Source organism: Neisseria sp. HMSC061H08 (assembly GCF_001836795.1).
Taxonomy (GTDB): domain Bacteria; phylum Pseudomonadota; class Gammaproteobacteria; order Burkholderiales; family Neisseriaceae; genus Neisseria; species Neisseria subflava_A.
Window position 1 is genome coordinate 1 of sequence record NZ_KV830549.1, and the last position, 23859, is coordinate 23859.

At 49.7% G+C, this 23859-nt stretch carries 22 protein-coding genes and 3 tRNA genes; 2 read left to right on the top strand and 23 right to left on the bottom strand.

Features of this window, described 5'->3' with window-relative positions:
* Positions 1 to 79: 79 nt before the first annotated feature.
* From HMPREF2675_RS00525 to def, 16 genes are all read right to left on the bottom strand, one after another.
* Positions 80 to 154: transfer RNA gene (locus HMPREF2675_RS00525), tRNA-Thr, on the bottom strand.
* Between the two features lie 9 nt (positions 155 to 163).
* Positions 164 to 237, bottom strand: a tRNA-Gly gene (locus HMPREF2675_RS00530).
* A gap of 31 nt (positions 238 to 268) precedes the next feature.
* Positions 269 to 352: transfer RNA gene (locus tag HMPREF2675_RS00535), tRNA-Tyr, on the bottom strand.
* Between the two features lie 98 nt (positions 353 to 450).
* Positions 451 to 702: a YfhL family 4Fe-4S dicluster ferredoxin gene (locus HMPREF2675_RS00540; protein ID WP_070813690.1), complete on the bottom strand. Its 252-nt coding sequence runs from the start codon at positions 700 to 702 to the stop codon at positions 451 to 453.
* Positions 703 to 824: 122 nt separating this feature from the next.
* On the bottom strand, positions 825 to 1397 hold the full coding sequence (gene rsmD, locus HMPREF2675_RS00545) for a 16S rRNA (guanine(966)-N(2))-methyltransferase RsmD (protein WP_070813691.1): 573 nt from the start codon (positions 1395 to 1397) through the stop codon (positions 825 to 827).
* A 149-nt stretch (positions 1398 to 1546) separates the two neighbouring features.
* A complete protein-coding gene (gene topA / locus HMPREF2675_RS00550; protein ID WP_070813692.1) occupies positions 1547 to 3853 on the bottom strand; it encodes a type I DNA topoisomerase in 2307 nt (768 codons plus the stop codon).
* A 74-nt stretch (positions 3854 to 3927) separates the two neighbouring features.
* Positions 3928 to 4383 (bottom strand): Smg family protein, encoded by a 456-nt coding sequence (locus HMPREF2675_RS00555; RefSeq protein WP_003749244.1) that lies wholly within the window; start codon positions 4381 to 4383, stop codon positions 3928 to 3930.
* A gap of 24 nt (positions 4384 to 4407) precedes the next feature.
* The gene (gene dprA, locus HMPREF2675_RS00560) at positions 4408 to 5598 is read right to left on the bottom strand and encodes a DNA-processing protein DprA (protein WP_070813693.1); all 1191 of its coding nucleotides are present in this window, start codon (positions 5596 to 5598) and stop codon (positions 4408 to 4410) included.
* Positions 5599 to 5692: 94 nt separating this feature from the next.
* On the bottom strand, positions 5693 to 5929 hold the full coding sequence (locus HMPREF2675_RS00565; protein WP_070813694.1) for a hypothetical protein: 237 nt from the start codon (positions 5927 to 5929) through the stop codon (positions 5693 to 5695).
* Positions 5930 to 6314: 385 nt separating this feature from the next.
* Positions 6315 to 7589 carry a sigma-54-dependent transcriptional regulator gene (locus HMPREF2675_RS00570; protein ID WP_070813695.1) on the bottom strand — a complete coding sequence of 425 codons (1275 nt, stop codon included), beginning with the start codon at positions 7587 to 7589 and terminating at the stop codon, positions 6315 to 6317.
* On the bottom strand, positions 7576 to 9702 hold the full coding sequence (locus HMPREF2675_RS00575; protein WP_070813696.1) for a sensor histidine kinase: 2127 nt from the start codon (positions 9700 to 9702) through the stop codon (positions 7576 to 7578). The genes HMPREF2675_RS00570 and HMPREF2675_RS00575 overlap by 14 nt, the downstream gene beginning before the upstream one ends.
* Positions 9703 to 9705: 3 nt before the next feature.
* Complete coding sequence (locus HMPREF2675_RS00580) at positions 9706 to 10299, bottom strand: DUF4390 domain-containing protein (protein ID WP_070813697.1); 594 nt, start codon at positions 10297 to 10299, stop codon at positions 9706 to 9708.
* Positions 10265 to 11524 (bottom strand): 16S rRNA (cytosine(967)-C(5))-methyltransferase RsmB, encoded by a 1260-nt coding sequence (gene rsmB, locus HMPREF2675_RS00585; protein WP_070813698.1) that lies wholly within the window; start codon positions 11522 to 11524, stop codon positions 10265 to 10267. Before rsmB ends, HMPREF2675_RS00580 begins: the two co-directional genes overlap by 35 nt.
* A gap of 47 nt (positions 11525 to 11571) precedes the next feature.
* On the bottom strand, positions 11572 to 12090 hold the full coding sequence (locus HMPREF2675_RS00590) for an O-acetyl-ADP-ribose deacetylase (RefSeq protein WP_070813699.1): 519 nt from the start codon (positions 12088 to 12090) through the stop codon (positions 11572 to 11574).
* 33 nt (positions 12091 to 12123) lie between these two features.
* Positions 12124 to 13050, bottom strand: coding sequence for a methionyl-tRNA formyltransferase (fmt, locus tag HMPREF2675_RS00595; RefSeq protein ID WP_070813700.1), 927 nt, complete (start codon positions 13048 to 13050; stop codon positions 12124 to 12126).
* 135 nt (positions 13051 to 13185) lie between these two features.
* Entirely contained in the window at positions 13186 to 13689 is a 504-nt protein-coding gene (def, locus tag HMPREF2675_RS00600; protein ID WP_070583279.1) for a peptide deformylase, read from the bottom strand.
* 234 nt (positions 13690 to 13923) lie between these two features.
* Here def and HMPREF2675_RS00605 point away from each other — a divergent pair, with 234 nt between their 5' ends.
* Positions 13924 to 15189 carry a LysM peptidoglycan-binding domain-containing protein gene (locus HMPREF2675_RS00605; RefSeq protein WP_070813701.1) on the top strand — a complete coding sequence of 422 codons (1266 nt, stop codon included), beginning with the start codon at positions 13924 to 13926 and terminating at the stop codon, positions 15187 to 15189.
* 312 nt (positions 15190 to 15501) lie between these two features.
* Here HMPREF2675_RS00605 and HMPREF2675_RS00610 read toward each other — a convergent pair whose 3' ends face one another.
* Positions 15502 to 16917 carry an OmpP1/FadL family transporter gene (locus tag HMPREF2675_RS00610; RefSeq protein WP_070813702.1) on the bottom strand — a complete coding sequence of 472 codons (1416 nt, stop codon included), beginning with the start codon at positions 16915 to 16917 and terminating at the stop codon, positions 15502 to 15504.
* Between the two features lie 176 nt (positions 16918 to 17093).
* Entirely contained in the window at positions 17094 to 18566 is a 1473-nt protein-coding gene (gene pyk / locus HMPREF2675_RS00615) for a pyruvate kinase (protein WP_070813703.1), read from the bottom strand.
* A 214-nt stretch (positions 18567 to 18780) separates the two neighbouring features.
* Here pyk and HMPREF2675_RS00620 point away from each other — a divergent pair, with 214 nt between their 5' ends.
* Positions 18781 to 19284 (top strand): hypothetical protein, encoded by a 504-nt coding sequence (locus HMPREF2675_RS00620; protein ID WP_070813704.1) that lies wholly within the window; start codon positions 18781 to 18783, stop codon positions 19282 to 19284.
* 65 nt (positions 19285 to 19349) lie between these two features.
* Here HMPREF2675_RS00620 and HMPREF2675_RS11485 read toward each other — a convergent pair whose 3' ends face one another.
* The 5 genes from HMPREF2675_RS11485 to pyrB form a co-directional block, all read right to left on the bottom strand.
* Positions 19350 to 19475, bottom strand: a complete 126-nt coding sequence (locus HMPREF2675_RS11485) for a hypothetical protein (RefSeq protein WP_283127776.1) — start codon at positions 19473 to 19475, stop codon at positions 19350 to 19352.
* 23 nt (positions 19476 to 19498) lie between these two features.
* Positions 19499 to 20362 (bottom strand): GNAT family N-acetyltransferase, encoded by an 864-nt coding sequence (locus HMPREF2675_RS00625; protein ID WP_070813705.1) that lies wholly within the window; start codon positions 20360 to 20362, stop codon positions 19499 to 19501.
* A 275-nt stretch (positions 20363 to 20637) separates the two neighbouring features.
* On the bottom strand, positions 20638 to 21303 hold the full coding sequence (locus HMPREF2675_RS00630) for a hypothetical protein (RefSeq protein WP_070813706.1): 666 nt from the start codon (positions 21301 to 21303) through the stop codon (positions 20638 to 20640).
* A gap of 192 nt (positions 21304 to 21495) precedes the next feature.
* Positions 21496 to 21954 carry an aspartate carbamoyltransferase regulatory subunit gene (gene pyrI / locus HMPREF2675_RS00635; RefSeq protein WP_070813707.1) on the bottom strand — a complete coding sequence of 153 codons (459 nt, stop codon included), beginning with the start codon at positions 21952 to 21954 and terminating at the stop codon, positions 21496 to 21498.
* 10 nt (positions 21955 to 21964) lie between these two features.
* On the bottom strand, positions 21965 to 22885 hold the full coding sequence (pyrB, locus tag HMPREF2675_RS00640) for an aspartate carbamoyltransferase (RefSeq protein WP_070813708.1): 921 nt from the start codon (positions 22883 to 22885) through the stop codon (positions 21965 to 21967).
* Between the last annotated feature and the right edge of the window lie 974 nt (positions 22886 to 23859).

Sequence of the window (23859 nt, forward strand, 5' to 3'; positions counted from 1 at the left end):
GTTTGCTACGTTCAAATTTTTCCTTAGCCATGGCAATATCCTATAATCTAAGCTTTTGAAAGAAAGGGTAACAATGAGATGGTGCCCATGGGCAGATTTGAACTGCCGACCTCTCCCTTACCAAGGGAGTGCTCTACCCCTGAGCTACATGGGCGAAATTGTTTGGAGCGGGTGAAGGGAATCGAACCCTCACCGTAAGCTTGGAAGGCTTCTGCTCTACCATTGAGCTACACCCGCATACTCACTATTTGCTCCAAGTAAGAATTTTTGGTGGAGGGAGAAGGATTCGAACCTTCGAAGCTCACGCAACAGATTTACAGTCTGCCCCCTTTGACCGCTCGGGAATCCCTCCAAAAGAGAACGCTAGTTTATTTGCAACTCAGATTTCCGTCAAGATTTTTTTTCACTTATTTCTTTAAAAATATCCAAGCTTTTGCTTTTAAACATTATTTACCTAAACTGAATGATTTTTTCGTACTTAGCCATCAGTTCTTCGTGCGTTTCAGGATGCTCTTCATCGATCAAGATACAGTCGACAGGACATACCTGTTGGCACTGCGGCTCATCGTAATGGCCTACGCATTGCGTACACAAATTTGGATTGATTTCGTAAATTTCTTCACCTTGCGAAATGGCATCATTAGGGCATTCCGGTTCGCACACATCGCAGTTAATGCACTCATCTGTAATAAAGAGCGACATTTCTATTTCCTTTTTTCTTAAATTATCAAAACCGATTGGGCGCGGATTATAGCACAAATGACGTCGGAACAATTCGTTTGAAAGAATGTTTTACACCTTGGGAATGATTCTCAAATTCCATACTATTCAGCAACTTGCGAATAGAGCAACAATTCAAACTTACTCATTCCCGCCTTTCCTTCCCGATAAATTTCCAGCCAATCCGGTTTTTCAGGCAGCTTCCCTGCTTCAATATAGACCATCGCCTCATTTTTCAAGTGGCTTTGCAATCGGATAAACAAATTTTGCCAATCTTCCCATGCAAACGGCGGATCAAGGAACACGACATCAAATTTTTCAGACGGCCTTGTCAAATAAGCCATGCCGTCTGAACACACGATTTCTACCTGCCTCAAACCTAATTCACGAACATTTTTCTGAAGTGTTTGTACAGTTTGGTGGTGGTTATCAACCATTACCACTTTTGCCGCATGACGAGAAGCAGCCTCCATTCCCAAAACACCACTGCCGCTGAATAAATCCAATACTGTTTTGCCGGTTAAATCCTGACCCAACCAGTTAAACAGTTTTTCACGCACTCTGTCAGGTGTCGGACGCAAACCGTCTGCGGACAGAAAAGTTAACTTTCGTCCCCTGCATTGCCCGCCAATGATGCGTACTTGATTGGTGTGTTTGGAATGTTTGTTGTTTGCCATAATTCTTAAAAAGATGCCAAGTTTTCAGACGGCCTCAATTATATAGTGAAACTGCTATCAAACCGTATTCCCCTCTATCCTTTCAATACAAAAAAGGCCGTCTGAAAATCATTTTTCAGACGGCCTTTTTCTATCCAAGCTTTAACCAATTACTCTTTCGGTGCAGGCGGTTCAATTTGCTCTTTCCAGCCGCATTCTTTTTGCGGGCAGACTTTTTCGACGCCCCAGCGTTTGGTGGTTTTGATGGTCAAAACCGGCCATGCGCATTTTGGACAGGTTTCTGCAATGGGTGGATTCCATGTTGCGTAGTTGCAATCCGGATAAGTACTGCAACTGTAAAACAGTTTGCCGTAGCGGGATTTGCGCTCGACGAGGTTGCCTTTTTTGCATTGCGGGCATTGGACGCCGGTGTCTTTCGGTTTTTCCAGCGGCTCGACGTGTTTGCATTTGGGGTAGTTTGCGCAGCCGATGAATTTGCTGCCGGTGCGGCTGTATTTGTACACTAAACGACCGCCGCATTTAGGGCATTCGCGTCCGTCGAGTTCGGCTTGCTCGGCTTCGGCTTTGGCAATGCGTTCAGCAGCTTCTTCTGCAGTTTCGTTGACGTTGCGCGTGTAGCTACACTCGGGATAACCGGCACACGCAACGAAACGACCCATTTTACCGAATTTGATTTGCAGTTTGTGTTCGCCGCATTTCGGACAGGTTTCGTCGAGTTCCTGCGTGGTAAATTTGGCGCGTTCGATGCCCTCTTTTTCTTCCACTTGCTTGATAAACGGCTTCCAGAATTTGTCCATCACGGGGATCCATTGGCGTTTGCCGTTGGCAATTTCGTCAAGCTGGTCTTCGAGTTTGGCGGTAAAGTGGTAATCGACGTATTGGGCGAAGTGCTCGGTCAGGAATTTATTGACGATGTCGCCTGTGTCGGTGGGCATGAAGCGTTTTTGCTCAAGGGTAACGTATTCGCGGTCTTTGAGCGTGGAAATAATGCTGGCGTAGGTGGAAGGGCGGCCGATACCGTATTCTTCGAGGGCCTTAACCAGCGTGGCTTCGTTGTAGCGTGGCGGCGGAGTGGTAAAGTGTTGTTCGCCGTAAAGTTTATCCACGGGCAGTTTGTCGCCTTCGCTCATTTCGGGCAGTTTTTTGCTGTCTTCGCCTTCTTCATCATCGCTGCCTTCTTCGTAAACGCTGAGGAAGCCTGCGAAGGTTTGCACTTGTCCGGTTACGCGGAATACGCCTTTGCCGACAGTAATATCGACAGTGGTTTGGTCGAATTTGGCGGGCGTCATCTGACAGGCGACGGTGCGCTGCCAAATCATTTGATAGAGTTTGAACTGGTCTGCGCTCAGGAAGGGTTTGACGCTTTCGGGCGTGCGGTACACGGAAGTCGGACGGATGGCTTCGTGGGCCTCTTGGGCGTTTTTGGATTTGGTTTTGTATTGTTTGGCAGCACTCGGCAGATATTCTTTGCCGATTTTGTTTTCGATGTAATGGCGGATTTCAGTTAACGCTTCATCGGCCAAATTCACGCTGTCGGTACGCATATAGGTAATCAGACCGATGGCGCCCTGCCCTACGTCTATACCTTCATAAAGCTGTTGGGCGGTACGCATGGTGCGGTCGGTGGTGAAGCCGAGTTTACGCACGGCATCCTGCTGCATGGTGGATGTAGTGAACGGCGCGGCGGGATTGCGGCTGCGCTTTTTCTTTTCGATGGCGGTAACGACGGCCTCTTTGCCTTCGAGTTCTTTCAACACGTCGGCTTGCGCGGCTTCGTTCGGCAGGTCGAATTGTTCGAGTTTCGCGCCGTTGTATTGGGCGAGTTTGGCGGTAAACTTGCTGCGGCCTTTGTGGCTGTCGAGATGTACCGTCCAATATTCCTGCGCTTCAAAGGCGCGGATTTCGTTTTCGCGTTCGCAAATCAGGCGCAGGGCGGGACTTTGCACGCGGCCCGCGCTCAAACCGCGGCGGATTTTTTTCCATAACAATGGCGAAAGGTTGAAACCGACCAGATAGTCCAAAGCACGACGGGCTTGTTGCGCATCGACCAAATCCATTTCGATTTCGCGCGGATGGGCAACCGCATCGAGCACGGCGTTTTTGGTGATTTCGTGGAACACGACACGCTGCGGCTTAATGTTTTTTAAGCCGCGTTTGGATTTGAGGATTTCCAAAAGATGCCAAGAAATGGCTTCGCCTTCCCTATCCGGGTCGGTTGCGAGGTAGATGTTTTCGGCTTCTTTGGCACCGGCGACGATGGCATCGACGTGTTTGCTGTTGCGGCTGATCAGTTGGTATTTCATGGCAAAGCCATTGTCGGGATCGACTGCTCCGCTTTTCGGAACCAAATCGCGGACGTGGCCGTAAGACGCCAAGATTTCAAAATCACCGCCCAGATATTTTTTCAGGGTTTTGGCTTTGGACGGGGATTCGACGATTAATAGGTTTTTCGCCATTGTTGTTCTCTTTTGGATGTATTGGGTTTATGTTTCAGACGGCCTTTATTATTGAGGCCGTCTGAAAAAAAGGTTTAGTGCATCACGTTTTGTCCGGTCAATGCACTCATCAAGTCGTCGCCAATCAGGACAGGCAACTCGCTTTTGTGCATCCACAACACCAGCAATACCAACACTTTGGCGGTATCGAGGGTGATTTCGTCCGATGGAATATGCATCAGGGCGTGAATGACGATTTCGCGTTGCTCATAAGTAATTGCGTGCTCGGCAACCAAATACTGCATCAAGCCCATGACTTCCTGCGGCAGGTTTTCAGCTTCTTCACGGCAGAATACGCGCAGGGAGTCGCTGTTAAACGGCTCGGCATAGAATTCGGACGTATTGAACAAGACTTCCATCATCATCAATGTATTGCCGATTTCCGTAGCATCAAAACCTGCATCTTCCAAGAGGCGACCCAAATCCTCCGGAGGCGGACAATTGTCGAAATCTTGGAAGTGTTCGATTAAATAGGCAATGACTTCGGTCATGCTGGTTCCTTAAATATAGATAATTTATGCTTTGACACGCTGATAACGGCCGCCCGGTAAGGCGGCGACGATACCGTCAAGTTCGTATTCCAAAAGCTGTGCGTACACGTCTGCCGCTGCCGTATTGGTTTGTTGTGCCAAAATATCGGGATGTATCGGGTCGTAACCCATTGCTTCCAATAAAGCGCTTGTTGATGGGGCGGCAGGTAGGTTTTCAGACGGCCTTGGCGGTTCATCCGCTATTGTTTTTTGTTGCAGATGTTTGGTTCGATCGTTTTTCAGTTTTACCGTCTTATTTATAGAATATGATGGAACAGGCGTATTTTGCAATAGCTGCGGACACTCATGGAGAATATCGTCCAGACATTCCACCAGTTTTGCCCCGTCTTTAATCAGCTTGTGACAGCCTTTGCTGTGCGGATTGTCTATCGAACCGGGCACCGCCATCACTTCGCGCCCCATCTCCGCCGCCAGCTTGGCAGTAATCAATGAGCCGGATTCCAATGCCGCCTCGACCACCAATGTCAGCTGCGACAATGCGGCAATCAAACGGTTGCGGCGCGGAAAGTTGCCTGCAAACGGACGCGTATCTAAAGGGAACTCGCTGACAATCAATCCCCTTTCGGCAATTTCATAAGCAAGGTTTTTATTGGACGGCGGATAAATGCGGTCTATACCGGTTCCCCAGACGGCAATGGTGCCGCCATCTGCCTGCAATGCCCCCTGATGGGCGGCGGTATCGATACCCGAAGCCATACCCGATACGACGGGAATGCCTTTTTCGCTCAACGCCCTGCCGAAATCTTTGGCAATCCGCATTGCCTGCGGCGTGGCATGGCGGCTGCCGACAATCGCGGCAGAAGGTGTGTGCAGCAGCTCTGCATTGCCGCGTAAAAACAAGACCGGCGGCGCGGTAATGCCTTGTGTCAGCATTTCGGGGAAATCATCATCTTGCAGCAACAACAAACGGCAACCGTCCTGCATTTCCCATTGTAAAGCGGCTTCGGCAGACTGTTGCGCCACTGCCCGTTTGTCCTCATTGCGCCACGATTCGGCTGCCTGTTTATGGCGTACCAACGCGGCAATTCTATCTGCCGGCGCATTCAAGGCAGCTTGTGCGCTACCGAATTGCTGCAACAGCACCAAAAAACTTTCTGCGCCGATATAGGGCGTAAATGCCAGTTGCAACCAAGCAAAACGCTCGTTTTCCGTCATCAATCTGTTCCCTTTTCGTAATGTTTTTTTCAGACGGCCTGAAATAAATAAAGGCCGTCTGAATATTTTATTAATATAAAGCTTTAGTTTCCCATCACAGTAACTTTCTCAGAACATCATTTTTATCCAATATACGATTAATCAGATATTCATCATCAGGTTTTAAGTTATCCATTAGCTCATCTAGAACGGCCATACGGCTACGTAGAAATTTCAAAAGCTCCGGATTTGGGTTTTCTTTATTGTATTCATCATAGCGAGCCTGAACTAAAGACTGCTGACTTTGGCCTAAAATCTCTAAAGCTACTTCATAATCAAAATGTCCTAACATTGGACAACTCCTTTTCAAAAGTACATCTTTACATTAAAGCATATTTACATCTTTATGTTTTAGCCATTACTGCTGCATTTCATTTTGAATCGCCTGAATGACAAAATCTTTCAAAGAAATACCATGTTGAGCACAATAATTTTTCAATTCTTGGTGCATCGATTCAGACATAATCAATGTATAGTGTTTTTCCGACTCAGTTGTAATCTGAGCAGTTTTGCCGACTTTCGTATTCTTTCGGCTTAAAAGGCAAAATAACAATGCCGAGCCATATCATTATTTTTATAAAGTATTGCTTGCCTAAGCAAACCGTCAAATAACGATGCCGTCTGAAAAACCTGATGGCTTTCAGACGGCCTCTTTGGTGTTTAAACCGATATTGCGCTTATTCTTCGGATTTGTCGGCGCTGCGGCGCGATACACTGATACCGAGTTGTTTGAGTTTGCGGTAAAGGTGTGTACGCTCCAAACCGACCTTTTGTGCCACGCGGCTCATATTTTGGCCTTCTTGGGCGATATGGTACTCAAAGTAGCGGCGCTCGACTTCTTCCCTCAATTCACGCAAAGGCATATTGAAATTGAAGCCGCCGATGATTTCTGTCGCCGTCGCATTTTCCTTCTGACCCAAAGCCACGGCAACGGCCTGCTCATTCACTTCTTTGCCGTCAGATTCAAACATGATGTTTTTCACAGTTTCGGCAAGCTGGTCGTAATTGCCCGGCCAATCGTATTGGCGCAAAACCACCAACGCGCTGTTGCTGAATTTTACCGGCTGGATTTTTTGACTTTCGGCCAAATCGGTCATGATGCGGTTGATTAAAAAGACGATGTCGTCCGGCTGGCTGCGCAAAGAAGGAACATTGATGCGCTCTTTCAACAGCTCCGCCAGTCGGCCGGCAACGACATCATCAGCGCCCTCACCGCGTTTAAAGCCACATGAAGCAATCACACGGACATTGTAGCGGTCGGCTTTTTCAAGCAAGAAAGCAATGCCGTTTTGGATATTTTTGCTGTAACGGGCAATATCGCCGACATACAAAATGCCGCCTGATGCCTTTTGCAACAACTCCAACGGCGTATCAACAATGTGTTCGACACGGTCGGTTGCCACCCAAGGCGTACCGCTTTTATGCAGATAGCGGGCGACAATCTCAAACGGCGAGCCAGCCTCACCGGCCAACAACAGCGGGCGGTTGTGTTTGGCGGCCGCTTCAATACTGCCGTTCATTTCTTGAATAACGGGGCTGTTGCCCAGTTTATCCAAAGTCATGCCGGAGGCCGTCTGAACTTCGCCATGTTTCAAGGCGCGTTCTACTGCGGACAAGAGTTTTTGCAGGGCAATCGGTTTTTCCAGAAAATCGAGCGCGCCGATTTTGGTGGCCTCAACCGCGGTGTCGATGCTGGCATGGCCGCTCATCATCACCACAGGCATATTGAGTTGGCCGTTTTTCGCCCACTCTTTCAACAAAGTGATGCCGTCGCAATCGGGCATCCAAATGTCCAGCAACACCATGGCCGGACGCGTTTGATAACGCAATTGGCGCGCTTCTTCGGCATTTTCAGCCAAAGTGACGGTATAGCCTTCATCTTGAAGGATTTCGGAGAGCAGGTCGCGGATGCCTACTTCATCATCTACAATCAAAATATCACTGCTTCGCATAAGTTTCTGCCATTTCCGGTAAAGCTATTTTGACACACGCGCCGCCGCTGTTCTGATTGCTCAGGCTGATACGGCCGCCATGCTCCTCGATAATTTTTTTCACAACGGGCAAACCCAGCCCCGTTCCTGTCGGTTTGTCGGTAACGTACGGCTCAAAAGCATTGTGCAGCATTTCTTTGCTGAAACTTTTACCGTTGTTGCAGACGGTCAGGAAAACCTGTCCGCCTTCGCGCCCTGTTTCGACGTTTACTTGCGGCGCTTCGTCCGACTCTGCCGCTTCTGCAGCATTCTTAAATAGGTTATGCAACACTTGGCGCATCGCCGTCGTATCGGCAACAATCGGCAGGGCGTCGGCGCTGAGCCGTGCATTAAACTTGCACGCGCCGGCCTCATATAATACCAATACTTCCAACACCAAACCGTTTAAATCTTGTTTTTCTAAATTCAGAGACGGCGCACGCGCATAATTGCGGAATGCTTCGACCATTTCTTTCAGGGCGGCAACCTGTTTGACGATGGTATCGGTTGAACGGCTGAGGATTTGGGCGTCTTGTCCATCAAGTTTATCATGCAATTTCCATGCCAATCTCTCGGCGGAAAGCTGGATAGGCGTAAGCGGATTACGGATTTCGTGTGCCAATCGTTTCGCCACTTCGCCCCATGCGGCCTCTTTTTGCGCCCGCATCAAGACAGTAATGTCATCAATCACCATCACCACGCCGTTATCGTTATCCTCCGGCAGGATAGTGGCCTTACCCAACAAGATTCGGGCATCATCGGGCGCTGCATATTCGACTTGGACGGGTTTGTCGCTGTCGGCGGTTTCATTAATAGCGGCAAACACATCGGCCAACAGGGTTTGCTGCGGCGATTTTCCGTGCCATTGATGCCAGTTGCTGCCCCACAAAGACACCAACGAAACGCCCAAAATCTGTTCGGCGGCTTTGTTAAAGGTTTTCAGACGGCCGTCGGCATCCAAAGTAATCACGCCTGTGGTCAAACTTTCCAACACGCATTCCAAATAATGGCGGGCGGCTTCTTCGCGCAAACGGTTGCGCTCGTCCGCCTCTTTGGCAATCGCCAATTGCTCGGTCATGTGGTTGAATAACTGGGTCAACCGGCCGAACTCGTCATTGCGGAACACCGGCCGGGTCTGGCTGAAGTCGCCCTGAGCCACCGCCCGCGCGCCCTCTGCCAACGACAACACCGGCGCCACAAAATGGCGGGCAAAATACAAAGCCATAACCAGCGCCAAAAAGATGGCCAACAATGTCGCGACCAACAGCGTGGACAGGAAAAAGGTTTGCAGGCCTTTTTTGGTATAACTCAGCTCGGCGTATTTGGCGCGGGCCGCTTCAATCAGCGTCGCGTCTTGGGCAACATCTTTCGGAATCGGTTGACGGAAAAACAACGCATAATCCTGATTTTTATGCGTACCGATCAGCATCCAGCCTTGAGCATACAGCACGCCGCCGATGTTTTCCAAACTGCGTACCGAGCCTGTCTGCTCCAGTTGCTCCCATCCTTCTTTGTTGAGCTCGGGTTGATTTAGTTTCAGGGGATTGATGCTTTTCTCGGCTTTACGGGTGGTCGCGTTGTAAAGCGCCAGCTGGGCAAAGTCGGAAGTAAGCGCGGATTGCGCCAGCGTCCGCCCCAAGTCGCCGTCCAGCGAAGCGGCGCTGATTAAATCAATTTGCACCGGCGTAGCGTTGCTGACTGCGTTGTCCACCGCCAAGTTCAGCGCGGATTTGCTCAAGTTTAAGCTGCGCTCTAGAGCCTCATGGGTATCGTTGCCAAACCAAGAATTAATCGTACCGTTAATAAACTGGGCGGAAATACCGAACAAAAACACGCCCGGCAATACGGCAACCAAGGTAAACATTCCCGACAGCCGACGTGCAATCTGCGAACCGAACACGCTTTTGCTGTTGTCGCGCATCAAAAGCACGACATAGCGCACCAATACCGCCGCCAACACCAGCAACAGCAAGCCGCACAAAGCAACAATCCACCAGAAATAATCGGACAATACGCTGCTGCTGCCCGTTGCAACAGTCAGACCGTACAACAAAACAACGGCGAATACGGCGGCAATCAGAAGAAAGCGGCGCATGGTTTACTCCTGCACGACCGACAAGGACTTCCAACCGGAATCCAAATGCCAGTTTTTAGACGTCAGGGCATTGATTTGGAACGGTTTGGGCAGCTTGGCGGTTGTCAGCAGCAGGCGGATTTCAGCCTTCGTATCTTTGACGGCCACATCACTCAGCGCGCCCTTGGACAAAACCTTCCAATTCGCGACCGCGCCTACTGCGCGCAAGGCAGTCTCAAGCGTGTCGTACTCGGTAGAAAACGTACCGACGGTAACGCGATAACGGTTGGTCAGCGGATGGAAGGACAATTTATATTGAATCGTGCTGTCGTTGTTGAGCAGCTGTTCGAACTTGAATTTATAAGACGACATAGACGGCGCGGACAGCTGCCAACTCAAATTGAAATGCAGGGGAACGCCCTGTTTGAGTGCTTCTTTAAGCTGGTCGGGCAGGTCGGTGCGGAAACGGCTGCTGACAGAAAGCTGTCCGGCATGGGTCAGCTTTGCCTCGGCACGGGTCGCACTGATGCCCTCGCCCGCCGCGTTCAGCGACACGGCGAGCAAGAGCGGTACAATCAGCGTTTTACTGCTTTTTAATAAGCGCGTAATAAAAGCCATCTTGATGTTTGTTCGGTAAGAGCACATGCGATTCGATCAACTCGGCATCGGCATGGCGGTTAAGGAATTTTTGCAACTGACCGTCGTTTTCTTCGACAAAGACCGAGCAGGTAGCCAGCAACATCCTGCCGTTTTTCGTCAGGGTCTGCCACAGCGCGTCTAATAATGCTTCCTGTTGGCGTGCGGTTTTGACGGCATCGGTCGGTCGGCGCAGCCATTTGACATCGGGATTGCGGCGCGCCACGCCCGAAGCGGTACACGGCACATCGGCCAAGACCGCGTCAAAGGCCTTGCCATCATACCACGCTGTCAAGTCCTGCGCATCGGCACAAGTCAAAGAGGCCGTTTGAAAGCCTAAACGGTCAAGGTTGCTCTTCACCCTGTTCAGACGGCCTTCGTCTATATCCAAAGCGGTAACATGACAATCTGCCAGTTCCAAGATATGGCCAGTCTTACCGCCCGGTGCCGCGCAGGCATCAAGGATGCGTTCGCCGTCTTTCGGGTTCAACAAATAGGCGGCGCGTTGCGCACCAAAATCCTGCACCGACACCAGGCCGTCTGAAAAACCGGGCAGGCGGCTTACCGGCACGGCTTCTTCCAACATCACGGCGTATTCGTCCAACGCCCTGGCCGGAATACCTTCTGCAGCCAGTTTTTCCAAATAGCTTTCGGCATTGCCGTGTCGGCGGTTGACGCGCAAAGTCATCGGCGGATGTGATTGCAGCGCGGTAGTAATGTTGTGCCAATGTTTCGGATAATGGTTTTTCAAGTAAGCCACCCACCACAGCGGCAAATTGTGTTTCGCCACATCGTCTTTTTTACAAGAAGCCGCGAGCTTGTCGCGTTCACGCAAAAAGCGGCGCAAAATCGCGTTGGCAAACGAGCGGAACTGGCCGCGGCCGATTTTGGCAATGCTTTCCACCGCTTCATTGACCACGGCATGAGGCGCATTGCGCGTGTAATGCAGTTGGTACATCGCCGCCAAAAGCAGGCTTTCAAGCTGCGGATTGTCAATCGGCTTCTTCAGCATTTGTCCAAGCATATGCTTCAAACTGCCCAAATAACGTTGGCAACCATAGGCAATATCCTGCAACGCGCCGTTTTCCTGCGCCGTCAGCTGCGGATGCGCCGCGCGGATTTCCGCCAAAACATCCTGAAGATTGCGCCCTTCGGCAACCGCGGCAACGCTGTCGGCGGCCAGTTTTTGGGCGAGGGACATACTCATATTTTTGCTTTCTGATTCATAATTTGATTTCAAGTGTTCGGCGGATTTCAGACGGCCTGTTCGGCAGCCAGCAATGCCCGATAATATTCGGCATCTGTTTTGAAAAAACAGCAAAAGATGATTTTTTCCACTGCCGGACATTGCGGCAGGGTTTGCTTCAAACTCTCCAAAGCGATACGCGCAGCGGCTTCGGCCGGGAAGCGGTACACACCGGTGCTGATGCACGGAAAGGCAATGCTGTGAAGATCGTGTTTCTGGGCAAGCAGCAAAGAATTGGCATAGGATTGTGCCAATTTAGCCTCTTCATTTTGTTTTCCGCCAAACCATACCGGCCCGACCGTGTGGATGACAAAACGCGCAGGCAAACGGTAGCCTTGGGTTATTTTGGCTTCGCCTGTGCGGCAACCGCCCAAAGTGCGGCACTCGTCCAGCAGCTCTTTGCCCGCGACGCGGTGTATCGCACCGTCTACGCCGCCACCGCCCAACAGCGATGAATTGGCGGCATTGACAATCGCATCGACTGCCAATCGGGTAATATCACCTTCGACCACTTCAAAAACAGCCATTGTCTTCTTTCCTCTACGTTGATTTCCAGCCTGTTACCAAACCGTTCCAACTTCAATCGTTCTGCCTGCCGCAAATGCCTGTATGCTCATGCGTTTGCTGCCGGAAGGCTGCAATTCGGTGATGTTCAGCGCGTTTTCACCGCACGCCACCAGCAGGCCGTCTGAAGTGCAAGACAATACTTCGCCTGCCTTGCCCTGTTTGGCCACGACTTCGGCACGCCAGATTTTCATCGGTTTGCCTTGATATTCGACCCACGCGGCAGGTACGGGGTTAAAGGCGCGGATTTTGCGTTCGATAATGTGCGCGGACTCGTTCCAATCGATACGCGCTTCTTCTTTGCTCAATTTTTGGGCGTAGGTAACGCCTTCTTCAGGCTGCTTAACCGCGTTCAGACGGCCTTCCGCCTGCAAACGCTGCAAGTCGGCCACAATCGCTTCCGCACCCAAACCCATCAGCGCATCATGCACTTCGTTAGCGGTATCCGTGGGTTGAATGGCATAACGGTGTTCGCTGACCACATCGCCGGTGTCCAAGCCGATGTCCATCTGCATGATACACACACCGGTTTCGGCGTCGCCGGCTTCAATCGCACGTTGAATCGGTGCCGCGCCGCGCCAACGGGGTAACAGCGAAGCGTGGATATTGAGGCAGCCGTGTTTGGGCGTATCCAACACTTCCTGCGGCAAAATCAAACCATACGCGGCCACTACCATCACATCCGCGCCCGTATCTTTAAGCATTTGCAGGGCTTCGGCGTTATTGCGCAACTTTTCCGGCTGCGCCACGGTCAAACCCAATTCCAAGGCAGCCTGTTTGACCGGCGATGCGGTCAACTGCATGCCGCGGCCTTTGGGGCGGTCGGGCTGGGTCAACACCAGCGGAATTTCAAAACCTGCGGCGGCGATGGCTTTCAAGGCGGCGGCGGCAAAATCAGGCGTACCGGCAAAGATGACTTTCATGTTGTGTCCTTGTGGAAATGGTTTGAATGGGCGCGTTGGGCAAACTGTTTCAGCTGAAAAGGCCGTCTGAAAGATTGAAAACCGAAGTCTGCCTTCTGTTTTGTCTTTTCAGACGGCCTTTAAGCGATGCGCAGGTCAGATGGTGTGTTTCTGACGTTTTTTCAGTTTGGTTTTGATGCGGCCTTGTTTCAGCTGCGACAGGTGTTCGACAAACACGATGCCCATCAGGTGATCCAATTCGTGCTGCACACAGATTGCCAACAGACCGTCTGCCTCCAGCGTGAATTTCTCGCCTTTTTCGTTCAAAGCCTCAACTTTGACGCGCTCGGCACGGGTCACGGTATCGTAAATGCCCGGCACGGACAGACAGCCTTCTTCATAAGTCGTCTCACCGTCTTTTTCGACAATGACGGGATTGATGAACACGCGCGGCTCGCTGCGGTCTTCGGTCAAATCCATCACGACGATGCGCTCGTGTACGTCAACCTGAGTGGCCGCCAAGCCGATACCGCGTGCTTCGTACATGGTTTCAAACATATCGGCAACCAATTTTTGGATGCGCTCGTCGATTTTCTCAACAGGTTTGGCGACCGTGTGCAAACGCTCGTCAGGGTATTGGAGGATGTTCAGTAAAGCCATAATATTCTCGTTTTATAAAGCTGATGTGTGATTTTCATACGGATTTGGTTTCCGCCGCCACAATCTCCTGTCATGACAGCAACATTCAATGCTAAAATAACGCCGAAAAATGTTAAGATAGCGCGACAGAGGCCGTTCGTTATCGTATTGATGGATGGGCGGCAGTTTCGCAAACTCCGGCCTTCTCTGTTTATCATCTGAAGACAAACCAAACCGATTTCAAGGGGAACGGTTATGCAACAACGTATTATAACCCTGCTTTGCATGGCAGGCATGGCTATTTCTGCCCACACTCAGGCAGCTTCTTTAAAAATCCGCCCCAATGCGCCGCAACGCTACGTCGTTAAAAACGGCGATACCTTGTGGGGTATTTCCGGCAAATATCTGTACAGCCCATGGCAATGGAACCGCCTTTGGGGCGCCAACCGCAACACCGTCCGCAATCCGCACCTGATCTATCCGGGTCAGGTGTTGGTTTTACGCTACGTCAACGGCCAGCCGCGACTGGGTTTTGAACATGCCCAAACCCGTTCAGACGGCATTCCCGTGATCAAACTGCATCCGCGCGTACGCGAAACTTCCGGCTACGGCATTCCGACCGTCAACGTCAACCTCTACCGCATGTTCATGAAACATCCGCAGATTATCGCTCCGGAAGAAACCGCCAATGCGCCGCGCCTGATTGCCGGCCCCGACAACCGCGTCCTCTACACCCAAGGCAACCGCGTGTACGCATACGGCCTGACCGAACCCGGCCGCTACCTGACCTACCGCGTCAATAAAAACATCACCGATCCGGAAACCGGCAAATTCCTCGGCCAAGAAGTCGTGTTCAGCGGCATTGCCAACACGCTGCCTTACACCGACTCCGCCTTGGAAAACCGTACCCGCGCTTCTGACGAAAAACTCAAAAGCAACGAGTATTACACCCAAATCAACAAAGCCATGAAGCTGCGCACCCAGTCTGCGCAACCTTTGGTTATCGAAGAAGCCGTTTCCGAAATCCGCAAAGACGACTATCTGCTGAAACTGCCCGAAGGCCTCGACAGCTTCAATGTTATGCCTCACGCCCCTGCCCGTCCGATTCAGGCCAAAGTCGTTTCCATCTTCGACGGCGTAGGCGAAGCCGGCCAATTCCAAACCATTACTTTGGATAAAGGCGAACTCGACGGCTTGGATAAAGGTACAGTAGTCAGCCTCTACAAACGCGGCCGCCAAGTCCGTGTCAATCTGTCCAACAACCTGATTCGCAAGCCAAAAGACAAAGATACGGTTGAATTGGTTTCCATTCCTGCTGAAGAAATCGGTTTGGCAATGGTGTACCGCACATCCGACCATCTGGCATCCGCCATTATTTTGGAAAGCCTGAACAGCGTTTCCATTGGCGATACTGCCTCCGAACCCGGCCGCGATTTGGACAATATGGCCGATGAAAAAACCATGGACAAACCGGCTGAAGACGAACAAGAAAGAGAAATAGAACTGGAAGTCCGCAGCTGATTGAGCTTTCTTAGCAGCCATCCGGCAAATAAGGCCGTCTGAAAACCTGTTTTTCAGACGGCCTTTTAATTGCTGCCCATCAGAATAAATAAAATCTGTAACACATTGTTTAAAGCGCGAACAATATCTTATTTCTCAAGCCGGTAATCGACTATTCCCTTTTCTATTGCCTTTCCGCTCTGCCATTCAAATCAGAAATATGAAAAGCACGGCACGCCATTTATTGCCTGTTGATTGCTCCATCCATTCCTTCCAATCAAAAAGGCCGTCTGAAATCTTCAGACGGCCTTTTTATCCACAACTCAAATCCGATTATTTGAATTTGTAAGTGTATTGCAAGCCCAAGATGTCTGCTTTGTTTTTGAAGCGTGCAGAAGATGCACCGCGGCTGTCTACGTCGTTGCCGCTGGCTTTGCCAGTGCGGTAAACCGTGTCATTGATGTGGATATGGCTGTACGCCGCATCGATCACATGGTTTTTACCCAGTTGATATTTAGCACCGACAGAGAACCAGATACGGTTGCCGTCAGGCAGGCTGTTCATGCGGTCTTCAGCGCTTTTAACCGGTGATTTGTCGAAAGCGATACCGGCACGCAGTTGCAATGGTTCGGTAACTTGGTAAGAGCCACCGAATGCAACTTTATAAGTATTGCGCCAGTTAGGCGTGATGACGGTACGGTCAGATTGGCCGTTGACAACTTTTTTGGTGTTTTCAAACACCAGCTCCGCTTTGTTGAAGCGGCTGTGGCGCGTCCAAGTCACATCGCCGAACAAATTGGTTTTGTCGGTGGCGCGGTACATACCGTGAACAGACAAAGACTCAGGCGTTACGATTTTTACGCTGGCTTTTTCGTTCGGCACATAACCGCGTGCAGCCATTGCACCCAAATCCCAAGCGCGTTTTGCATATGCGCCGTCAGCTTCCCAATCGGCAGTGCCTTTCAGCGTATGCGATACTTTGGAACGATAGTTCACACCCACGCGTGCGCGGTCGTTGATGTCCCACATCCACGCCAGTTGGTAGCCGAATCCCCAATCGTGGCCTTTTACATCGGCATGACCGTCAGCTTTGCCGGTCGCATCGACAGCAACGGGACGGCCTGCTTGACGGGAAGCCAAGCCGCTGGCCAATAGGCTGATGGCGCCGGAAGCATCCCAGTCGGAGTATTTGCGCAATTCGGCTTTGGAATATTGAGCAATCAAACCGGCACCGACGGCGTGTTGCTCATTCAGTTTCCATGCGACTACCGGCTCGATGGCAATGGTAGTCAAACCCAGTTTGTTGATGTTGTGGCGCAATACGGAATCTTTTTCATATTCGGTTGCAGAGCCGAAGGGAACGTACACGCCCAAACCCAAAGTGACATCGTCGCTGGCTTTGTACGCGCCATAGACGTGCGGAGCAACGGTGGTTTCGGTAATTTTGCCGCTGGTCGAGCCGCTGACATCGGCACCCGTGCGGAAGTGTTTCGCAGATTCCGCTTCATAATGAATGCTTGGGAAAACGATATTGGCGTTGACGGAAATTTGGCTGCTGTCAAGTTTGGTCAGGCCGGCCGGGTTGTAGAAAATGGTTGATGCATCGGCGGCTTCGGCGGCGGCGGCGTTGGCCGTGCCTTGTGCGTTAACGGATTGTGTGCCGAAGTGGTAGCCGGAGGCCTGGACGGCGGTAGATAACAGTGCTGCGCTTAAAATAAATGCTGTTTTTTTCAGATTGAAATGAATCATTTTGGTTTACCGTGAAAGTAGCGGACAAAGAAAAAGGCCGTCTGAAACGTCCTTTATTGATTTAGTATAGGCACTCAATTCTATACTACATCATTATTTTTGCCTAATCTTTTCTTTTTTTACACAAAAAAAGCAGGCTGAAACAGCCTGCTTTTCCAATCATCAGATCACTGCAATTATTTGACCTGCAACACTTCCAGCGTATTGGTCGAACCGGATTCGCGCATTTTCGAACCGCTGGTGATGATGTATTGGTCGCCGCTTTGGAGGATTTTGTGTTCTACCAGCATGGCTTCCACTTCGTTCAGCGCGGTATCGTGGTCGGTACTGGTGGCCAAAATCAACGGACGCACACCGCGGTACATTGCCATGCGGCGTTGCGCTGAAACACTCGGCGTCAGGGCAAAAATCGGCAGGGTGATGTTGTGGCGGCTGACTTCGAAGGCGGTCGAACCGCTTTCAGTCAGGGCAACGATGGCTTTGGCGTGAACTGCGCGCGCCACGCTGACCGCACCGCCGGCAATCGCCAAGTTGGTGCTGACGGCTTCGGGATACTCGACCTGTTCGGCAACGCCGTTGAGCGAATCTTGTTCTTTTTCCGCAGCCGCACAAATAATCGCCATTTGGCTGACGGTTTCAAACGGATACGCGCCGACGGCGGTTTCGGCGGAACACATCACCGCATCGGTACCGTCCAATACCGCGTTGGCCACGTCGCTGACTTCCGCGCGGGTCGGTACGGGGTTGGTGATCATGGATTCCATCATTTGGGTTGCGGTAATGCTGAAGCGGCGCAACTCACGGGTGCGGCGGATCATGCGTTTTTGCAGGGCAGGTACGGCGGCATGGCCGACTTCCACTGCCAAGTCGCCGCGGGCAACCATAATACCGTCGCTGGCAAGGATGATTTCGTCCAGGTTTTCAATGGCTTCTACGCGCTCGATTTTGGAAACCAAACCGGGGCGTACGGCGGTGCTGCCTTTCATTTCTTCTTCGACTTTGGCGCGTGCGATGTGCAAATCTTCGGCAGATTTCACAAAGCTGATGGCCAAGTAGTCGCAACCGATGGCAATTGCCGTTTTCAGGTCACGAAAGTCTTTTTCAGTCAACGCACCGGCAGACAGGCCGCCGCCGCGTTTATTGATACCTTTGTTACTTTTCAGCACATGGCTGTTTTCCACCCTTGTAATAATCTTACTTCCTTCAACCGCTTCAACGGTCAAAGTCAACAGGCCATCGTCCAGCCACAAAACATCGCCGGCAACGACGTCATTCGGCAAATCGCGGTAGTCCAGGCCAACCGCTTCGCGTGTGCCTTCGCCTTCAAGTGCGGCATCCAAAATCAAGGTTTCACCCTTATTCAGCTCGATGCTGCCGCCTGCAATTTTGCCGACACGGATTTTCGGGCCTTGCAAGTCGGCAAGAATGGCGATTTCCTGCCCCGCACGTTTCGCGGCTTCGCGTACGATACGGGCATTTTCTTCATGAAACTCCGGCGTACCGTGGCTGAAATTGAAACGGACGACATTAAGGCCGCCGACACGGATCATGTCTTCCAACAATTGTACATTGTTGCTGCCCGGACCCAGTGTGGCAACAATTTTGGTATTGTGGCTGATACGGGTTAAATCACGTTGCAATTGGCTCATGTAAACGTCCTTTCCTGTTGATTTCACGTTTGATAATGAAGAAGATTGTACTCTTAATGCAATAATGTTGGCGTAAAATTACATCATTTTCTGACTTAAACTAAATTTATTTTTGCATTAACCTACTTTCCTATCGGATACAATATACCCTCACGTCGTCATGTTTAATTTTTCAGACGGCCTCACTCATACTAATAGAATACTCAACTGATCCATGAAACGTTTTTTGACTCCGCTACCCATCGGCATCGTTTTGGCCGACCTGATCTACGGTTTCGTACTTAATGTCATGCAAGGCTTAAATTTACAACAAACCGCAGCCAACCAGTCCGGTACAATTTCCGTTACGCCCGACATTGCCTTCAACAGCCTGCAAATCGTCGCCAACGGCGGCATGGTCTGCATTATCGGCTTCGGTTTGATTGTCTTGTTCCAACTCAACCGAGCTGTATTACGCCAACAAATCCTGCCCATCGGCATTTTCCGAACTCTCGGCCTGTTGGCTGTTTTGGCATTCAGCATTTCGTCTTTGTGGGAATGGTTGCATGCCGCTTTGTCGCTGCTTTCCGGGCACAATGTTTTAAACTTCAGCAACCCGCGTTATCTGGTTACCGCAGCCTGCATGCCCATCATCGCTTTCTTGTGCATCTTGCGCCTGTACAATTGGTATCGCCTGCATCGGACTGTTGCCACCGACGACACCTCCGCTATCCTCTAATCAAGCTGCAAAAAGGCCGTCTGAAACAGAAAAACCTATTTCAGACGGCCTTGTCATTATATATCTCAACGTTGATGGCTGGTTTCTACACCGGCCTTAATCTCGCCATACATTTGCGAGCTGCCTCCGCTGCCTGATGCGCAAGCCGCCAAACTCAGTGCCAAAACAACTGCAGTCAAAATCTTCAACATTGGATTCCCTCTTTCTACAAAAATTATTTCGGATCGCAACGGAAATGGTAAGCGCAAATTTCAAATCCGTTTTTGAAGTAGAGACGATGCGCACCTGCACGGTCATGGTTCACATGGACATTCAGATGGATTTTGGTCGCGCCAGTTTCCGCACCGATTTTGCGTACTTCTTCCAACAAGCGAGAAGCATAGCCTTTTTGGCGGCATTGCGGCATGGTTACGAGATCATCAATATGGATATGGTAACCGCTGGCCAAGTTATGTGCAGTATGGAAACCGCATACGGCCACGGCATTTTGTTTGCCTTCTTCAAAAATACCCAACAGGCGGTAGCCGGTTTTGCGCTGGTGCTCGTTGATTTGTTCGACGAAACGGTGAATATCAGTCAAAGAAGAACGCAAAATGCTCAGTGCCGCAAAAGCAGTCGCAGTTTCTTCCGGCGGAATTTCACGCAATACGCCGACCACAGGCGCGGCAGCTTGAGGCTCGGGCTGGGTATCGGCCGCTTCCGCACGCTCGGCGGCGTGTTTTTCTTCAATCGCCTGCGCCAACAAAACGCGCTCGACCGGCACTTCGCCCTGCTGTTTGCTTTCTTGCTCTTTAAGCAAGGCTTTGCAGTCAATCACGCGCAAATCATTATCCGCCGCAAAGTCCATCAAGAAACGGAACATTTGCGGATTGTCTTCTTCCAGTTTTTTATCGACTGCCACACAACGGACATTGTCCACCAAAATCGGGCGCACCCAATTCGAATAGGAAAGGCGGTTGTCTTTAGTAAAGGAGGACAAAATACCGCACAGGCGCTCCGCCCAGTCGCTTGGTCGGAAAATCTTGCCTTTGCTGGTCGTACCATGGATCACAACTTCATAAGGATTACACACTAACATAAGCAGCTTCCTGAGAGTAAATGGCTGAAGGAATATTTCGCCAGTGCCAACATCAGAAAAAGTTCCGATACATAGCAACAGATTATTGAAAAAATATCAGTAAGGTTTTGAAATACGACAATGATGAGACGGCTTGCCGATCCTGACAATCCGTTTTGAATTCTTTGATTATTATACCCGATACGCCTCTTTTTCTTCAAAAATCATTTGAAAAATAACAACAGGCCGTCTGAAAACAAGTATTTCGGTTTCAGACGGCCTGCATATTTTAAATATCAATACAACAATTTCTTGCGCGGCTTTTGCTCGCCACTGGATTTAATTTCTAACAAATTGAAATTCAGTATGCCCAAATCCAAGACACTTTCAGAAGTGCATTGATCGCCAAAGGCATTTTCATAAGTGGCCTTCAGTTTCAACACGCCACCAAATGTCTGATCTGGCAATTCGGCAGCCAGCGCCAACATACTTGCAAACACGCTGCCATACAATTCGCCCGATGCCAGCATATCTACACCGCCGGAAAACATTTCCAAGCGCATAACCGCATCGGCAACCAGCTTGCTCGGCAAGTGATCAGGCAAAGGCTCTGCCTCGAAACGCACATTCTTCGCCAAGCCCTTACCGCTATTGCGGACAACCAAAACCAATAAATCTGTTTGCCCGTCAGAACGTTGCAACGTCGCATGCAAAACAGGATGAATGCTTTCTTTTTGAATCAGCTGCTCACGGTGCAACATCTTGCTTTTTGCTTTGGATCGCGCAGAGACGACAGCCCAAATCAACCAAACCAATGCAACGGCAGAAATGGCAGTGACTAAAAGGGGAAGGTTGGTCAAATAGGCTTGCTGATTAAACCAAACTTGTGCTGCCAAAAATCCGGCAAAGAAAATCAAGACGTATAAAATTGGGGCAAACCGGCTTAGTATGGATGAGTGCATAAGTTTTCCTACATTTCGTATCGTGTTATAAAAAATAATGCCTTTTGAGCAAATGATGTCATTAACTCAGAAGGCATTATTTTAACGTAATTTTAACGCAATTTGCTTAATATCTTGCTTTTTATGAAACTGATGTATCAAGCAGACAACTCAAACCGCACAGCCGTGTTTTCAGACGGCCTGAGATTTTTATCAGGCTTCGGCAACCGAATCACGCGAGAAGGTTTTTTCGCAATAATGGCATTTCAAACGCGTCTGACCATTATGTGAACGGACATAAAAGCGGCTGATGACCGGCTCGCCATGACTGGCACAATTGGTATTCGGGCAGCGGAACACTTCCGAAATTTCCTCCGGCAATGACAAATGCTGTTTGTCGATTACTTTAAACTGATCGATTTTGTTTACCACTGCTTCAGGGGCAAATAAAGCCAAACGGTTAGCCGCATTGGCATCCAACCATACGCCGCTGACTTTGATAATGTCTTTGCTTCCCTGCGTTTTGCTGGGCAAATTAAAGCCGACCGTAACCGCGCTGCCATAATGCAGCAGCTTAAATTGCCTTAGAATGGCCAAGCCTTTACCGGCAGGAATATGGTCAATTACCGTACCTTGTTCAATCGCTTCAACGCTAAGTTTTGAGTTTTCCATCTTTCGCTCCTTAAACTTCTTCGTTCAATACCAAAGATAAAATCGCCATCCGTGCATACACACCATTGGTTGCCTGTTCAAAATAATAGGCATGAGGTGTTTTATCCACATTCGGATGAATTTCATCTACCCTCGGTAAAGGATGCAAGACGCGCAAATTGGGTTTGGCATTTGCCAACATTGACGCATCAAGATTGAATTTACCCTGGATTTTGGCAAATTCCTGCTCATCAAAACGTTCGCGCTGAACGCGGGTCATGTACAAAATATCCGCCCATTCGACCGCTTCTTCCAAGTCGGGCAAAATTTGATAAGGACACCCGGCCTCTTCCAGTTCTTCAGTGATATAGTCCGGCATCGCCAAGCTAGGAGGGGAAACAAACGCAAATTCACAACCCCAACGCTTCAGCGCCTGACATAATGAATGTACCGTACGGCCATATTTTAAATCGCCGGCCATCGCAATTTTCAAATTGCTTAAACTGCCTTGTGTTTCATAAATCGTTACCAAATCCAAAAGCGTCTGGCTCGGATGTTGGTTGGTACCATCGCCGGCATTAATCACAGGTACGCTCGAAAATTCAGCCGCCACACGGGCCGCACCGTCTTTCGGGTGTCGCTGAATAATCGCATCCGTATAGCTGGAAATAATCCTCGCAGTATCTGCAAGCGTTTCACCCTTTTTCGCGCTGGTATTCGCACCATCGGAAAAACCGATAACTTTCCCACCCAAACGCTGTACCGCCGTTTCAAAAGACAAACGCGTACGAGTGGACGGTTCAAAAAAGCACGAACCAATCAATTTGCCTTCAAGCAAATCTTCACGAGGCTGCTTTTTCAACTTCAAGGCCGTCTGAAGCAGTAATTCGAGCTGCTCCGTCGTCAAATCTGAAATTGAAATAATATGTTGCCGATAAAGCGGATTAGGCATGACCATTCCTTCCCATAAAAAAGCCCGCAACAGGCGGGCGTTTCAAGCAAACCGATTCCATCACTGCCCGACATCATCCCCATCGGACAATCACAACCATGTTTCTATCACACCCATGAAATCTTCTGCATTATCTCATATTTAACAGACGGCTGCTTCTTTCAAGTTTTCAGACGGCCTGAGACATTTACAAAATAGTCCCATACTCAACAGCTGAAAACCAAACACAGGGATTCGGCTGTTTCTGTTCCAGATACCCTATTTATCTTTTCTAAATACTCACAATCTAACATCATTCAGACTACTTTTTAGAGACAAACAGACTTAATGGCTTTCAACAGGTTCAAACACATTGCTTTCAAATGGCTTTGCGTACTTATTTACCTAGAGCATAATAGGCTACCAGCCCGATTTACGATGAAAAGTACCAAAGCTTTTAAAAGGTAATTGGTATTTGCACTCATGGGCAGTAGTGGTAGTAATATGCAATTTCTTAATATAGCCTTCAGTATCGGTACGGGTATATTGTTTGTGACCCGTCTGTATTAGCCGTCTTTCCTTACCCAGCAAGGTATCATTACTTGGTTTGTGCTTCCTTGTCCTTTGTCATCCACACTTGCCACTGGCCGTCTGAATAATGTTGACAATAATAGCAATGGTTGCTTTCTCTACTTTTAAGCCTGTTTCGATCGATTTGCCGTTAATCAGTTCCAGTAGTTCGGCTAGAGTGTTTCTTACGCCAGCTGGTTATGGTGTCAGCATAAGATACTATAATCAAAAATACTCAGTTATTTGAAATGACAAATAGGTTGAAATTAATAGATAATCAGATCGTATTTGGACTTAGAATCTGAAACGATCGCCCAAAGGACGTGCCCCCCCACATCCTTTTCTTTATCCGCTTCCTCCCTTTCGATCAGATTTCTACCCCATAAAAGGCTTACACTCCGCATCATTGCCCCTAAATATCTCCT

Excerpts from the sequence above, each read along its gene's own strand:
- HMPREF2675_RS00570 (WP_070813695.1), bottom strand. The coding sequence starts at position 7,589 with ATGCGAAGCAGTGATATTTTGATTGTAGATGATGAAGTAGGCATCCGC.
- dprA (WP_070813693.1), bottom strand. The coding sequence starts at position 5,598 with ATGACGGAAAACGAGCGTTTTGCTTGGTTGCAACTGGCATTTACGCCC.
- HMPREF2675_RS00590 (WP_070813699.1), bottom strand. The coding sequence starts at position 12,090 with ATGGCTGTTTTTGAAGTGGTCGAAGGTGATATTACCCGATTGGCAGTC.
- rsmB (WP_070813698.1), bottom strand. The coding sequence starts at position 11,524 with ATGAGTATGTCCCTCGCCCAAAAACTGGCCGCCGACAGCGTTGCCGCG.
- HMPREF2675_RS00540 (WP_070813690.1), bottom strand. The coding sequence starts at position 702 with ATGTCGCTCTTTATTACAGATGAGTGCATTAACTGCGATGTGTGCGAA.
- pyrB (WP_070813708.1), bottom strand. The coding sequence starts at position 22,885 with ATGCCTAATCCGCTTTATCGGCAACATATTATTTCAATTTCAGATTTG.
- HMPREF2675_RS00605 (WP_070813701.1), top strand. The coding sequence starts at position 13,924 with ATGCAACAACGTATTATAACCCTGCTTTGCATGGCAGGCATGGCTATT.
- HMPREF2675_RS00555 (WP_003749244.1), bottom strand. The coding sequence starts at position 4,383 with ATGACCGAAGTCATTGCCTATTTAATCGAACACTTCCAAGATTTCGAC.
- pyrI (WP_070813707.1), bottom strand. The coding sequence starts at position 21,954 with ATGGAAAACTCAAAACTTAGCGTTGAAGCGATTGAACAAGGTACGGTA.
- HMPREF2675_RS00610 (WP_070813702.1), bottom strand. The coding sequence starts at position 16,917 with ATGATTCATTTCAATCTGAAAAAAACAGCATTTATTTTAAGCGCAGCA.
- HMPREF2675_RS00620 (WP_070813704.1), top strand. The coding sequence starts at position 18,781 with ATGAAACGTTTTTTGACTCCGCTACCCATCGGCATCGTTTTGGCCGAC.
- HMPREF2675_RS00625 (WP_070813705.1), bottom strand. The coding sequence starts at position 20,362 with ATGTTAGTGTGTAATCCTTATGAAGTTGTGATCCATGGTACGACCAGC.
- def (WP_070583279.1), bottom strand. The coding sequence starts at position 13,689 with ATGGCTTTACTGAACATCCTCCAATACCCTGACGAGCGTTTGCACACG.
- HMPREF2675_RS00575 (WP_070813696.1), bottom strand. The coding sequence starts at position 9,702 with ATGCGCCGCTTTCTTCTGATTGCCGCCGTATTCGCCGTTGTTTTGTTG.
- HMPREF2675_RS00565 (WP_070813694.1), bottom strand. The coding sequence starts at position 5,929 with ATGTTAGGACATTTTGATTATGAAGTAGCTTTAGAGATTTTAGGCCAA.
- topA (WP_070813692.1), bottom strand. The coding sequence starts at position 3,853 with ATGGCGAAAAACCTATTAATCGTCGAATCCCCGTCCAAAGCCAAAACC.
- HMPREF2675_RS00580 (WP_070813697.1), bottom strand. The coding sequence starts at position 10,299 with ATGGCTTTTATTACGCGCTTATTAAAAAGCAGTAAAACGCTGATTGTA.
- fmt (WP_070813700.1), bottom strand. The coding sequence starts at position 13,050 with ATGAAAGTCATCTTTGCCGGTACGCCTGATTTTGCCGCCGCCGCCTTG.
- rsmD (WP_070813691.1), bottom strand. The coding sequence starts at position 1,397 with ATGGCAAACAACAAACATTCCAAACACACCAATCAAGTACGCATCATT.
- pyk (WP_070813703.1), bottom strand. The coding sequence starts at position 18,566 with ATGAGCCAATTGCAACGTGATTTAACCCGTATCAGCCACAATACCAAA.
- HMPREF2675_RS00630 (WP_070813706.1), bottom strand. The coding sequence starts at position 21,303 with ATGCACTCATCCATACTAAGCCGGTTTGCCCCAATTTTATACGTCTTG.
- HMPREF2675_RS11485 (WP_283127776.1), bottom strand. The coding sequence starts at position 19,475 with ATGTTGAAGATTTTGACTGCAGTTGTTTTGGCACTGAGTTTGGCGGCT.